The organism is Methylorubrum populi (genome assembly GCF_002355515.1).
GTDB classification, from domain to species: Bacteria; Pseudomonadota; Alphaproteobacteria; order Rhizobiales; family Beijerinckiaceae; genus Methylobacterium; species Methylobacterium populi_A.
Genome location: NZ_AP014809.1, coordinates 2020891 through 2034122, shown reverse-complemented (window position 1 = coordinate 2034122; position 13232 = coordinate 2020891). Strand labels below are relative to the sequence as shown.

At 71.3% G+C, this 13232-nt stretch carries 13 protein-coding genes; 9 read left to right on the top strand and 4 right to left on the bottom strand.

Annotated features, from left to right (window positions below; all coding sequences use genetic code 11):
• Window positions 1-47: 47 nt before the first annotated feature.
• The 4 genes from mch to MPPM_RS09340 all read right to left on the bottom strand — a co-directional run bounded on the left by mch (window position 48) and on the right by MPPM_RS09340 (window position 4189).
• Window positions 48-1019, bottom strand: coding sequence for a methenyltetrahydromethanopterin cyclohydrolase (gene mch, locus MPPM_RS09355; RefSeq protein ID WP_096484823.1), 972 nt, complete (start codon window positions 1017-1019; stop codon window positions 48-50).
• Complete coding sequence (locus tag MPPM_RS09350; protein ID WP_096484822.1) at window positions 949-2073, bottom strand: ATP-grasp domain-containing protein; 1125 nt, start codon at window positions 2071-2073, stop codon at window positions 949-951. Before MPPM_RS09350 ends, mch begins: the two co-directional genes overlap by 71 nt.
• A 110-nt stretch (window positions 2074-2183) precedes the next feature.
• On the bottom strand, window positions 2184-3077 hold the full coding sequence (gene mtdB / locus MPPM_RS09345) for an NAD(P)-dependent methylenetetrahydromethanopterin dehydrogenase (protein ID WP_096484821.1): 894 nt from the start codon (window positions 3075-3077) through the stop codon (window positions 2184-2186).
• Between the two features lie 110 nt (window positions 3078-3187).
• The gene (locus tag MPPM_RS09340) at window positions 3188-4189 is read right to left on the bottom strand and encodes a beta-ribofuranosylaminobenzene 5'-phosphate synthase family protein (RefSeq protein ID WP_244573526.1); all 1002 of its coding nucleotides are present in this window, start codon (window positions 4187-4189) and stop codon (window positions 3188-3190) included.
• Between the two features lie 428 nt (window positions 4190-4617).
• On the opposite strand from MPPM_RS09340, the gene MPPM_RS09335 reads away from it, so the two are divergent.
• The 9 genes from MPPM_RS09335 to pqqB all read left to right on the top strand — a co-directional run bounded on the left by MPPM_RS09335 (window position 4618) and on the right by pqqB (window position 13164).
• Window positions 4618-5694: a molybdopterin-binding domain-containing protein gene (locus MPPM_RS09335; protein WP_096484820.1), complete on the top strand. Its 1077-nt coding sequence runs from the start codon at window positions 4618-4620 to the stop codon at window positions 5692-5694.
• Window positions 5688-7334, top strand: a complete 1647-nt coding sequence (locus MPPM_RS09330) for a formylmethanofuran dehydrogenase subunit A (RefSeq protein WP_096484819.1) — start codon at window positions 5688-5690, stop codon at window positions 7332-7334. Before MPPM_RS09335 ends, MPPM_RS09330 begins: the two co-directional genes overlap by 7 nt.
• Window positions 7335-7360: 26 nt before the next feature.
• A complete protein-coding gene (fhcD, locus tag MPPM_RS09325) occupies window positions 7361-8296 on the top strand; it encodes a formylmethanofuran--tetrahydromethanopterin N-formyltransferase (protein WP_096487795.1) in 936 nt (311 codons plus the stop codon).
• A complete protein-coding gene (locus MPPM_RS09320; RefSeq protein ID WP_096484818.1) occupies window positions 8293-9090 on the top strand; it encodes a formylmethanofuran dehydrogenase subunit C in 798 nt (265 codons plus the stop codon). Before fhcD ends, MPPM_RS09320 begins: the two co-directional genes overlap by 4 nt.
• 149 nt (window positions 9091-9239) lie before the next feature.
• On the top strand, window positions 9240-9446 hold the full coding sequence (locus tag MPPM_RS09315; RefSeq protein WP_096484817.1) for a hypothetical protein: 207 nt from the start codon (window positions 9240-9242) through the stop codon (window positions 9444-9446).
• 109 nt (window positions 9447-9555) lie between these two features.
• Window positions 9556-11190, top strand: a complete 1635-nt coding sequence (locus MPPM_RS09310) for a sensor histidine kinase (RefSeq protein WP_096484816.1) — start codon at window positions 9556-9558, stop codon at window positions 11188-11190.
• On the top strand, window positions 11187-11894 hold the full coding sequence (locus MPPM_RS09305; RefSeq protein ID WP_096484815.1) for a response regulator transcription factor: 708 nt from the start codon (window positions 11187-11189) through the stop codon (window positions 11892-11894). Before MPPM_RS09310 ends, MPPM_RS09305 begins: the two co-directional genes overlap by 4 nt.
• A gap of 234 nt (window positions 11895-12128) precedes the next feature.
• Window positions 12129-12218, top strand: coding sequence for a pyrroloquinoline quinone precursor peptide PqqA (gene pqqA / locus MPPM_RS09300; protein ID WP_012317526.1), 90 nt, complete (start codon window positions 12129-12131; stop codon window positions 12216-12218).
• A gap of 46 nt (window positions 12219-12264) precedes the next feature.
• Window positions 12265-13164, top strand: a complete 900-nt coding sequence (gene pqqB, locus MPPM_RS09295; protein WP_096484814.1) for a pyrroloquinoline quinone biosynthesis protein PqqB — start codon at window positions 12265-12267, stop codon at window positions 13162-13164.
• Window positions 13165-13232: the final 68 nt, after the last annotated feature.

Genomic DNA, 13232 nt, shown 5'->3' with positions numbered 1-13232 from the left:
GCGAGGCACCCTCCCCCGCAGAGGGGGGAGGGTCTTGGCTACGCGCCTTACGCGAAGGAGGCGTCCACGAGCTGCGGCTCCAGCCGGCCACCACGAAACGTCTTGCCGGTCTTGACCGACGTCACGATCGCCTCGGCCGGCGAGAACAGCGCGCCGTCGATCTTGTAGAAGTCGCCGTTCACCCGAGCGAAGATCTCGGCGAAGGGCGCGCCGTGATCGGCGGAGGTGGTGGAGGGCAGCTGCTCGGCGAGCTGCTTGGCATCCGCGTCGTCGGCATCGACGAAGAGCTGCACCCGGCCGCCATAGATGATGGCGTCGTTGGTGCGGCCCATCGCCTGGATGAAGTCCGGATGCTGCGGCGAGAGCGGGGCCGAGCCGATGCCGTCGAGGATCTTGTGCAGGTCGAAGCCGACGGTGTGGGCCTTGTGCAGGGCCACCTCCAGCACGCGGGCGACGACCTGGGTCGCGCCGGCGAGGCTCTGGGTCGGGGCGTAGATGAAGGTCACGTTCTCCGGCGCGAGGCCGGTGGCGCTGGCGACCTTGTTGACCACGGAGGCCGGCGGGGCGCTGGCGGATTCGAGCACCAGGGCGGTCGCCGTCGCGTTGTCGCGGTAGCCGAGCTCCTTGTAGAGTTCCTCCACCACGGCCACCGCGCGGCCGGGGCCCGAACCGAGGGCGAAGAAGCCGGAATCGCCCTCCTCGTCGGCGAGGCTCCAGCCGGCATATTGCGAGCCGAGGCAGGCGAGCACCGGATCGGCGGAGTGGACCACCACGGTGTAGGGCCAGGAGGCGACCGGGCCGGTGGGCGCGATCGTCACGGTGCCGAGGCCGCCGAGGCAGATCTCGGCGATGCGCCGGCCGGCCTCGATCGAGCCGCGGGCATTGGCGCCGGCATCGACGGTGCGCGCGCCGTTCTCCTGGGCGACGATGAGGCGGAGCTTGGCCGCGTCAGCGACGAGGCTCTCGACCAGCGGCCCGGCCAGGGCGTTGAGGCTCGGCGCTGTCGTGTTGGAACTCATGACTGTTCTCCGTCTCCTCCAGCAGCGCGCGGACCCGTTCGGTCCTCGCCCGCAACTCTTCCCTGACCGCCGCCGCGTCCGGCCCGGAGGCCGTGACCGTGCAGAACGGCGCGTCGCGCGCGACAGGGCTGCCGGCCCGCGGCCGGTCACGCACGTGATCCGGCCAGTCGAGCGGCGGCACCGCCGCACAGGTCCGGGCCGCGTAACAGATCTCGGCGCCTGTCGCATCCATCGGCGTTGCCTCGATCGCAGGCATCCGGCCGAGGGCCGCCTCGATATGCTGGATCAGGAGCGGCGTCGGGCGCCGGTCGAGCACGTCGAGGGTCGCGCCGGGGCGCGGATTGATTTCGAGGAGCCACCAGTTCTCGCCGTCGACGAGGCTGTCGGCGCTGGCGAGCCCCGTCAACCCGGTGGCGCGGACGAGGCGCGAGGCCGCCTCCGCGATGGCGGCGGCGATCGCCGCCGGAACCGGGCCCGCCTCGTCGCGGCCGCGGGCGAGGGCGCCGGCATAGCGGAACGGCCGCAGGGGCGAGGGCGCCTGCCACTGCTCGGTGAGCGCCAGGGGTTCGATCCGGCGCCCGTCGGAGAGGAAGTTGAGGGCGAAGGCGCGGCCGGGCTTCCGGGCCTGGAGGTAGTGGCCGGGCGGCGCGGCGCCGACCGTGCCTGGGCGGATATGCGATCCGCCGCAACCGCCCGCGCGCTTGACCAGCCACGCGCCCCGCTCGGCGACTGGGCCGGGCGTCACCGCCGGATGCGGGATCGCGAGGCGCTCGCAGAGCGCGGCGAAGCGGAACGGGTCCTTCAACGCGGCCACCGTCTCCGCGCCCGCGCCGAGCAGGCGGTGGCGGGCGGCGATCTCGGCCACGAGGTCCGGCGCGCCCTCGAAGCCGCTGCCGAGGACGACGCCGAGGGTGCCGCCGGCCCGCTCCGACAGTTCGGCGAGCCCCGCCAGAACGCCGGCCCGGTCGCGGCTACCGGAGCCGAAGCGGCCGGGCAGCGCGCAATGCGCCTCGGCCAGAGCCAGGGTGTCCTCGTCGCCGAACAGGTCGAGCACGAACGGCCGAAAGCCCGCCCGCCGCGCGGCCTGGGCCAGCGCCCGGCCGGACTGGGCGGCGATCAGGATCGCGCCGCCCTCGCGATGGCCGAGGGGACTCAGTGGCGGGCTCAGCCGGCGATCTCGACCGCGAGCTTGTAGGCGTCGCGGAAGTCGAGGCAGAGCGGCTCCTGCGCCTCCAGCATCTGGCGGAACAGGCGGCACTGGGTCTGGTACTTGACGTTGCCGACCGCGAGCGCGCCGATGCCGACGCCCTTGCCGGTGGGCAGCGGAACGTCGACGGCGTTCACGTCGATCCCGGCGATGCCGGCCGGGGGCACCGCGTTGACGTCGGAGGCGACCAGGAGCTTCGGCGCGGATTCGAGATCCTCCGCCGTCAGGATCGAGACGCCGGCGGGGCCTGCCGAGAGGATCACGTCGGCGTCCGTGATGGCCGCGCGCCGCGCCTCGGGCGCCGTGCCGTCGACGGCGCCGACCTCGATGCCGAAGCGCCACTTCATGGTGAAGGCGATCTTCGAGACCCGCTCCTCGCCGTCATGGCCGACGAGCACGGTCTGCGCGCCCTCCAGAGCGCCGATCACCGCGGCGACGTAGGCGACGACGCCCGCGCCGCCGAAGATGACGATGCGCTTGCCCTTGAGGTCGGTCGAGAAGTGCGCCTTCAGCGCCCGGTTCACCTCGGCGACCATCGCCGCGCCGGTGGTGAAGGAGCCGGCCGGATCGGCGAAGACGTGATTCACGAAAGGCGGCACGAAGGCCTTCTTCGCCCGGTCGACCATGTCGAGGGCGAGTTCGGCGTTCTTGCCGCCGATGAAGATGCCGGTGCGCACGCCGTCCTGCGGCGCGCGGGAGAAGATCGAGTCCTGGGTCAGGGAGACGACATCGGCGAGATCGACGCCGGTATAGGGGATCAGCGTCTCGAAGCCGGCATCGATCGCCATGTTCACGTCGAACGGGCTCATGTGCTTGAGCGGCGTCAGCATGTGCAGGATCGAGCGGGCCATGGTCTTCGTCCTCCCGTGACTGCGCCTTTGCGAGGCGCTTCAGCTGCAAAACCGGAACGACTGGCGCCGGTCAAGCGCAGGTTTCTTTGAACCGCGAAAAAGAAAAAGCTCTAAACTTCGGCGACCGAGGCGCCGACGTTGCGCCCGCGGGCGATGACGAAGCGCAGGCGGCCGGGACGGGCGAGCGCCGCGACCAGCGCCTCCGCCTCCTTCTGCGAGGGCATCAGCGCGAAGCCGGTCGGCCCCCAGGAACTCTGGCCGTAGCCGGGCACGCCGGCCGCCGCGATGGCCGCCAGCGCCTCGGCGACGGCCGGGCTGGCGAAGCGCCCGCCCTGGTGGGGCGCGAAATGGTCGCCAATCCGCTTCTGGATCTGCGTGATGCCGGCGCCGAAGCCGTCGGGCTCCGCGGTCGCGACCGCCGGCAGGACCTGCATCAGCACGATCCGGCAGATCTCGGCCGCCTGGGCCGCCTCGAACGGCGGCAGGTCGCGGAACGCTTCCGTCTCGCGGGAGCCATGCACCCCGGTCATGGCCTCGTCGAGGATCAGCACGACCCGCCAGTCTTCCGGGTAGGGCAGCCGGGCGATGACGGGGGGCGGCGCGCCGGAATCGTCGCGGCCGCCATCGACGATCAGCCCGCCCTCGGTGAAGGCAGCCAGCCCGACGCCGGAGCGGTTGCCGCGGTCGAGCACGTCGGCGAAGTCGGCCGGGGCGAAGGGGCGCCCGTTGAGGCGCGCGAGCGCGGCGGCAACCGCGAGCGCGACCTGGGTGCCCGATCCGAAGCCGGCATGGGCCGGGATCGCCTCCTCGACGTCGATCGCCACGGTGTCCGGCACGTCGAGATAGGAGGCCGCCGCGAGCAGGTTGGCGCGCACCCGCTCGGCCTCGGGGCCGCTGGCGGAGACGCGCTTGGCGGAGCGGGCCACGAGCTGCACCGCCGGCGCGTCGAGGGCGAGCCCGATGCTGCCGAAGCGGCGTCCGAGGCCGCCGTTGAGGTCGAGAAAACCGAAATGCAGGCGCGCGGGGGCGCGGACCCGCACGGCGTTGATGGCCGTGCCGGCGGCGCGCGGGGCGCTCACGGTCTCACCCATCTGGTCCGGGACCTCGGCCACGGTCTCATTCCCTCCCGCAAAAGCTGCCGGCCCGGCCGGCGCACACGCGCCCGGCGATGCGGGCGGCTTCTCCCATGCTGCGGCGCCCGCGACAACCTCGCCCGACGCATCCCGCGAGCGAAGGAAACAGGCTGTCGTTGCACCGGATCATCCTCGGATCTTCGCCGGAACATCGCTGCGGGGGCGCGCGCCGATGCACGAAATCCTCGACGCAAACTTCGCCGGGGGCTTGCAGGCTCCGGCTCGCGGAGGCAAAACCCTCCCGCTCCCTTTCGCGGAGCCGGTCCGAGCCGCCGTTGTCGAACCCGAACCGGGATTTCGCGACGCCTGAAGCTCCACCAGGGGTGCTTTTCCGGCATCCTTCGGACATGACCGTCTTTCGCCCCGCCTCGACGCGGGGATGTCCGAAGAAACGACGGTGAGGAAGCATGGCAGTCTGGGTGAAGGGAGGCGCGGCGGATGTGGACGCGGCGGTGGAAGCCGCTGCCGACCTGCTGGCCGGATCACGCGTGCCGGTGCTCGCGGGACTAAGCGCCGAAGTCTCGGCCCTGCGCGCCGCCTACCGGCTGGCCGAGACGCTGGGCGCCTCGCTCGACCCCGTCTCCGGCCCCAGCGTCTATGCCGAACTCGGCGCGCTCAGCGCGGGCGGCGCCATGACCACGACCCGCGCCGAGACCATCGGCCGGGCCGACGTGGTGCTGATCCTCGGCAACCGCCCCTGGGACGGCGACCTGATCGCCGAGATCGCCGCCGCGGCTCCGAGCCGCGGACGCGCGGCGGGGACCGAGCGCGCCCTGCTCTCGCTCGGCGGCCCGCAGAACGGCGCGACCCGCCACGTCGCCTACGCGGCGGAGGCCGGCGGCCTCGCCGTCTCGCTCGGGCACCTGCGCGCCTTCGCCAAGGGGCACCTCGCCGGTGAGGCGGCCTATGCCGACCTCGCCCGGCGCCTGTTCGCCGCCCAGTACGGTGTCGTCGTCTACGATCCGGAGGAGGTCGGCGAACTCGGCGTGGAGATGCTCCAGGGCCTGATCCGCGATCTCAACGAATCCACCCGCTTCTTCGCGCTCCCGATCGCCGACCCGTTCCAGGGCCGCGCCGCGGTGCAGCTCTCCGCCTGGACCACCGGTCAGGCGCCCCGGGTCGGCTTCGGGCGCCACCAGCCCGAGCACGATCCCTGGCGCTTCGACAGCGCCCGCCAGATCGCCGCGGGCGAGGCCGACGCCGCCCTGTGGCTCGCCTCGCTGCCGGCCCCGCGCCCGGCCTGGCTCGGCCGCCTGCCGACGATCGCCATCGTCGGCGAGGGCTCGCCCGAGGCCGCGGGCGAGACGGCGGAGATCGTCATCACCGTCGGCGTGCCGGGCCAAAACGTCGGCGGCGCGCTCTGGAACGAGCGGCGCGGCGTCATCGCCTACACGGAACCGAAGGCCGCCACGGACGCGCAGACCGCCGCCGGCGTGCTCGCCCGGATCCGCGACCGCCTCATCGAGAAGGGTGTCTCATGCTGACCCGCATCCACGGCGGACGGGTGATCGATCCCACGGCCGGGCGCGATGCCGTCGGCGACGTCTGGATCGAGGACGGTCGCGTCGTCGCCCCCTCCGAGCGCAAACCCGACCGCATCATCGACGCCACCGGCTGCGTGGTGATGGCCGGCGGCGTCGAGGTTCACTCGCACATCGCTGGCGGCAACGTGGTGATGAGCCGCCTGCTGCTGCCCGACCTCTACGTCAGCGAATCCGCGCCCAACGGCCACCCCTTCGCCCATGCCGGCGGCTCGGGCAGCTGGATCGGCGCCAACTACGCGCGGATGGGCTACACCACCGCGGTCGAGCCGGCCCTGCCGCCCTCGAACGCGCTCGCGACCCATCTCGAACTCGCCGATATCCCGCTGCTCGACCGCGGCGGTCTGGCGGTGCTCGGCAACGACGATCACCTGCTGCAATTGCTGCGCGACGGCGAGGGCCGCCAAGCGGTGCGCGATCTCGTGCAGCAGACGCTGGCCCATTCGCGGGGGCTGGGCGTCAAGTGCATCAACGCGGGCGGCGCCTCGGCCTTCAAGGACGGCGTGCTGAAGCTCAGCCTCGACGACGAGATCCCCTGCTACGGGCTCACGACCCGCAAGATCATGTCGGCGCTGCTCGACGCGGTCGAGGAGATCGGCGTGCCGCACCCGCTGCACGTCCACTGCAACAATCTCGGCCTGCCCGGTGCCGACGACTCCCTCGTCGCGACGCTGGAGGCGGCGGAGGGGCGGCGCATCCACTTCGCCCACGCCCAGTTCTACGCCTACGGCGTGGTCGATCCCGAGAACCCGATGACCGGCGGTTTCCGCTCGGCGGCGGAGCGGATCAACGCGGCGATGGAGGCCCACCCCAACGCGACCTACGACGTGGGTCAGGTGGTGTTCGGCCAGACGGTGACGATCTCGCTGGACATCCTGCGCCAGTTCGGCGGCCGGAAAGGGGCCAAGCCGAAGAAGTGGGTGCTGACGGCGGGCGATGCCGAGGGCGGCGGCGTGGTGCCGTTCCTCTACCGGCCGCGCGGCCCGGTCTCGTCCCTGCAATGGGCGATCGGCCTGGAGCTGATGCTGCTCTCCTCGAACCCCGAGCGCACGATCCTGACGACCGACCATCCAAATGGCGGCGTCTTCACCGAATATCCGCGCATCATCCACCTGCTGATGGATGCCGAGGAGCGGGCGAAGGAGATTGCGTCGCTGCCGGCGGTCGTCGGCGAGCGCTCCGGCCTGCCCAAGATCGAGCGCGAGTACACATTCAGCGAGATCGCCCAGCTCACCCGCTCCGGCCCGGCCAAGCTTCTGGGCCTGACCGATCGCGGCCACCTGCGCGAGGGCGCCAAGGCCGACGTCGCGATCTACCGCGACGAGCGGGACCGCACGGCGATGTTCTCCCGCGCCAAGCTGGTGCTCAAGGACGGCCAGCCGATCGTCGAGGACGGCGAGGTCGTCGCGTGGTTCTCGGGCAAGACGCTGTCGCTCGATGTCGAGGCCGATGCCGGCATGGAAAAGCGTGCCGAGAGCTACCTGCAGGACCGCTTCGGCGCCGGACTCGACACCTTCGCGGTGCCGGACGCCGCGTTCCCGGAGAATACCGGGACGTTCGAAGACGTGGCCTGTCGGGCGTGATGGGCGAGGGTGATGGGACGAAATCGATGAGCGACCTCATCCTCAACGGCATCAAGGTCGAGGACACCTTCGCCGAAGCCTTCGACGTCGCGGGCACCGCGATCATCGTCACCAACGACACGCCGAAATGGGCGATGATCGCGGCGACGGTGATGACGGGCTTCGCCACCTCGGTGATCGGCTGCGGCGCCGAGGCCGGCATCGACGCCGAGCTGTCGCCCGACGAGACGCCGGACGGACGCCCCGGCGTGCGCATCCTGCTGTTCGGCTTCGAGCCGAACGGGCTGAAGGATCAGCTGCTCAAGCGGGTCGGCCAGTGCATCCTCACCTGCCCCGGCACAGCCTGCTACGCCGGCGTCGAGGGCCCGACCAAGATCAAGCTCGGCGGCGCGATCCGCTATTTCGGTGATGGCTTCGCCGTCGCCAAGCGGCTGCCGGACGCGCAGGGCAAGATGCGCCGCTACTGGCGCATCCCCGTCATGGACGGCGAGTTCCTGTGCGAGGATTCGACCCGGGCCGTCGACGGCGCGGTGGGCGGCGGCAACCTGCTGTTCCTCGGCCGCAAGCACGCCGACACGCTGATCGTCGCCGAGATCGCGGTCGAGGCGGCGAAAGCCGTCCCCGGCGCGATCCTGCCCTTCCCCGGCGGCATCGTCCGCTCCGGCTCGAAGGTCGGCGGCCGCACCAAGGGCATGATGGCCTCGACCAACGACGCCTATTGCCCGACGCTCAAAGGTCGGGCCGGCTCGGCGCTGCCGCCGGAATGCGGCGTGGTGCTGGAGATCGTGATCGACGCCCTGACCTCGCAAGGCGTCGCCGAGTCGATGCGCGCGGCGCTCCACGCCGCCACCGAGATCGGCGCCAAGTACGGGCTCGTGGCCGTCACCGCCGGCAATTACGGCGGCAATCTCGGCCGGCACCACTACCACCTGCGCGATCTGTTGGAGAAACCCGCGGCATGAGCACGCTGAGACTGCGCGGTGATCTGCCGGAGCGGGTCGATCTCCTCAACATCACTCCGCTCGCCCTGAGCGGCTTGTCCGAGGCCGAGGCGGGCAAACTTGCCATCGGCACCAGCCGCCGCGGCCTGACGCTCGGCGACGCGTTCGAGATCTCCCTCGACGGCTCCGACAGCCTCGTGATCGAGGGCGGCTCGTCCCGGCTCGACCGGGTGGGCGCGGCGCTCTCGCAAGGCTCGATCCGCGTCGAGGGCGATGTCGGCCAGCGCCTCGGCGAGGGCATGGCGGCGGGCACGCTCACGGTGACGGGCTCGGCCGGCCCCTATGCCGGCACAGGCGCCACCGGCGGCACGATCACGATTCAAGGCGATGCCGGCGACCATGCCGGCGGCGCGGTCTACGCCGCCAAGGCCGGGCTCGACGGCGCGACGCTGATCATCAAGGGCGCGGCCGGCGACCATCTCGGCGACCGCATGCGCAAGGGCCTGATCCTGGCCGGCTCGGCCGGCGCTTACACCGCCTCGCGCATGATCGCCGGCACCATCGTCGTGTCCGGCGCGCTCGGCGACCATCCGGGCTACGGCATGCGCCGCGGCACCCTGATCGCCGGAGGCCACGGCGCGCTGCTGCCGACCTTCGTCGAGACCGGCACGCCGGACCTCGTCTTCGTCCGCCTGCTCGCCCAGAGCCTCAAGCGCCTCGGCGCGGCCCAGGCCGGCCTGCTCGGCGGCACGCTGCGGCGCTACTCGGGCGACCTCGCGACGCTCGGCAAGGGCGAACTGTTCGTGCCGGCCTGATCCGGCACGATTTTTCCGAACGCCGTCGGCAAGTCGCAGAAAAATGACTTGCCGGCCTGCCGGATCCTCCCACCTTGCCTCGGACCGGGGCGCGGGGCACCGATCCGGGTCGTGCCGCCCGCGCTCTCCTCCGAGCCGAGGCCGCGCGCATGTTCCTGCTCCTGTCCGTCTGCCTGATCGCCCAGCCGGCGCAATGCCACGACGAGCGGATCAACCTGTCCTACGACAACCCGAATCCGTTCCTGTGCCTGCGCAACTCGCAGAGCACGCTGGCGGCGTGGCAGGAAGAGCATCCGGACTATCACGTGAAGAGCTGGCGCTGCGCGCCCAAGGGCAGCCTGCCGAACGATCTGTAGGCGGGACGGGGAAGGCCGACCGGGACAAGCCGGCAATGCGAGCCGGCTTGAGACCCCGCCCCGGCGGTGACATGGTCCGGCCGCCGCCGCTGCGGCGGAGAGGGAGACCATGCGCTCGCTGAAAGTCCGGTTCGCCCTGCTGCTCGGCGGCACGGCGCTGCTCGCGCTGCTGGCGGCAGCCGGCGTGCTGTGGTCGATCCGGCTGACCGAGAACGTCATCGACCGCACGCTCGCCGCCCAGCACCGGCTCGAGCTTCTCGCCGAATTGTCTGGGCGGCTGGCGCAGTACGGCTTCGCCGCCATCGAGAGCATCGGCAACCCGGACGCGCCGCCCGAGGCCCTGTCGGTGACCCGCGACCGGGTCGACGAGGCGCTCAACCGGGTCGACGACGCCCTCGGCGCCGGCATGGCGACCAGTACCAACCTCGAGGACCGGATCCAGTACGTCGCGCGGACCCGGCCGCTCGCCAATGTGCGCGCGGCCCGAGCGATGCTCGATCGGCAGGTCACGCTGGTACGGCGGGAAAGCGATCCCGATCGGCGTAAGACCGCGATGCAGGGCGCCCTCAACGCCTTCGGTGCGATGACCGGGCCGCCGCTCTCGCTGTTGGTCGAGGCCGAGCGGCGCAGCATGAATGCGGGCTCGGAGGCCGCCGCGACCCTGTCGCACCGGCTGACCGCCGCCGCACTGGCGGCAGCGGTGCTGGCGCTCGCCTTCGTCGGGGTTCTCTACCGCTCGGTGACACGGCCGACCCTGGCGCGGATCGAGGAGATCCGCCGGGCGGCCGGCGCCGTCGGCAGCGGCGCGCTCGATACCCGCCTCTCGGTCGAGACCCGCGACGAACTCGGGCTTCTCGTGGCGAACTTCAACCGAATGGCCGCCCGGCTCGCCCGCCGCGAGGGGCGGCTCGCCGCCGACCGCGCCGCCCTGGAGGACACGGTGGAGGCCCGCACCGCCGACCTGCGCGCGGCCAATGCCCGGCTGGAGATGGTGGACCGCTCCCGGCGCCGCTTCTTCGCGGATGTCAGCCACGAACTGCGCACGCCGCTCACCGTGATTCTCGGCGAGTGCGATCTCGCCCAGCGCACGGCCGAGCGCGCCGCCGGGCGGCCCGTCGATCACGGGCCCGTCTTCGCCACCATCCGCAAGCGCGCCCAGCGCCTCAAGCGGCGAGTGGAGGATCTCCTGCGCGTCGCCCGCTCGGAATCCGGGCAGATCGAACTCGACCGGCGCAGCGTGAGCGCGGTGGCGGTGCTCGGCGACGCCGTCGACAGCGCCGGCTCCGAGGCCGCCCGACGCCGGGTCGAGCTGGTGCTGGAGCCCGGCGACCGCGACATCGAGATCAGCGCCGATCCGGAATGGCTGCGCCAGGTCGTCGAGAGTCTGATCGACAACGCCCTGCGCCACGCCACCGGGCTGAGCCGCATCACCGTCGGCCTGAGCGGGCGGGCGACCGTTCAGGGGCATCGTGCCCGCATCACGATCGATGACGACGGTCCCGGCTTTCCCGAGGACGCCGACGGTCTGTTCGAGCGCTTCCGCCGCGAAGCCCGGTCCGGCGAGGCGGGCTTCGGCATCGGCTTGGCTCTGGCGCGATGGGTCGTTGAACGCCATGATGGCGTGATCGGTCTCGGCAAGTCCGAGCATGGCGGCGCGCGGGTGGTCCTCGACCTGCCCGCGCTCGACGACGGCGTCGGATCAGACCAGACCGGGGCAGGACATGAGAGGATCGGCGCCGCATGACGACGCGCGTATTGATCGTTGAGGACGACATCGACATCCGCGGCATCCTCGCCCGCGGCCTGGAGGCGGAAGGCTTCTCCGTCGGCGTCGCCGGCCAGGTCGAGGACGCGCTCAGCGCCGCCCGCGACGACGCGCCGGAGGCGGTGGTGCTCGACATCACCCTGCCCGACGGGTCCGGACACGACGTCTGCCGATCGCTGCGCGAGGGCGGCTATCCCGGCGCGATCCTGTTCCTGAGCGCCCGCGACGAGGTGCGCGACCGGGCCGAGGGGCTGGCGCTCGGCGCCGACGATTACATCGTAAAGCCGTTCGTGTTCGACGAGCTGCTGGCCCGGCTCCAGGTCCACCTGCTGCGCCGCCGCGAGGCCGACACGCCGCGCACGGTCTTCACCGCCGGCCGGCTGACCCTCGACGTCAACATCCGCCAAGTCAGCTTCGGCGAGGCCTCGGCCCGCCTCACGCCGCGGGAGGCGGAGCTGCTCGCCCTGCTGATGCAGGAGGTGAACCGGCCGATCTCGCGCGGCGAGATCTTCGACCGCCTCTGGGCGGGCCAGGGCGGCCTCTCGCTGAACGTGGTCGATGTCTATGTCGGCTACCTGCGCTCGAAGCTCTCGGATTTCGTGCGGCTCGGCGGCCCGGTCATCGTTACGGTGCGGGGCAAGGGCTTCATGCTCGACCTGCGCGGCCAGGATTTCCGCCACTGACGCCCCGCGGCATTTCGCTCCGGCAACCCGCCTTCCGACGAAAGTCTAACCGCCCGGCTCACGCGAACTTGGCTTGAACTTGGGAAGAAACGGCAAGCTGGCTCTTGCGGGCGGGACCGGAATTGGCGATATACCTCCGGCGTGCGAAAACGAGTGCGTCGCCAGTATCTTACGATCCTCTTAATGAAGCAGGATCAGGGGTTCGGGCGTTCCATAAAGTCGAGGAGAGACACCATGAAGTGGGCTGCCCCCATCGTTTCCGAGATCTGCGTCGGCATGGAAGTCACGAGCTACGAGTCGGCCGAGATCGACACCTTCAACTAAGGTGATCTGAGCCGGGTCGGGTTGCGGGCATCAGCGGGTTCTCACCATGCATGTCGTGATCCTGGGCTCGGCGGCGGGCGGCGGCGTTCCCCAGTGGAACTGCCGCTGCTCCATCTGTTCCATGGCCTGGGCGGGCGATCCCCGTGTCAGGCCGCGCACGCAGTCGAGCATCGCGGTCTCCCCCGACGGGGAACGCTGGCTCCTGCTCAATGCCTCCCCCGACATCCGCCAGCAGATCCAGGCCAATCCGCAGATGCATCCGCGGGAGGGTCTGCGCCACTCGCCGATCCACGCGGTGCTGCTGACCAACGGCGACGTCGATCACGTCGCGGGCCTGCTGACCCTGCGCGAGGGCCAGCCCTTCACGCTCTACGCCACACCCGGCATCCTAGCCTCCGTCTCCGACAATCGCGTCTTCGACGTGATGGCCGCCGACGTCGTGAAGCGCCAGACGATCGCTCTCAACGAGACCTTCGAGCCGGTGCCCGGCCTCTCGGTCACGCTGTTCTCCGTGCCCGGCAAGGTGCCGCTCTGGCTCGAGGACGCCTCGATGGAGATCGGGGCCGAGACCGAGACCACCGTCGGCACGATGATCGAGGCCGGGGGCAAGCGCCTCGCCTACATCCCCGGCTGCGCCCGGGTGACCGAGGAGTTGAAGGCCCGCGTGGCGGGGGCCGACGCGCTCCTGTTCGACGGCACGGTGCTGGAGGACGACGACATGATCCGCGCCGGCGTCGGCACCAAGACCGGCTGGCGCATGGGCCATATCCAGATCAACGGCGAGACCGGCTCCATCGCCTCCTTCGCCGATGTCGAGATCGGCCGGCGGGTTTTGATCCATATCAACAACACCAACCCGATCCTGGTCGAGGACTCGCCCGAGCGCGCTGGTGTCGAGGCGCGCGGCTGGACCGTGGCCCATGACGGCCTGACCCTCGATCTCTGATCGGACACGGGAACCGCGCGAAGCGTCCGGCCTGGAAATTTAGTGCCGGGCTGAATATGTTTTGCACG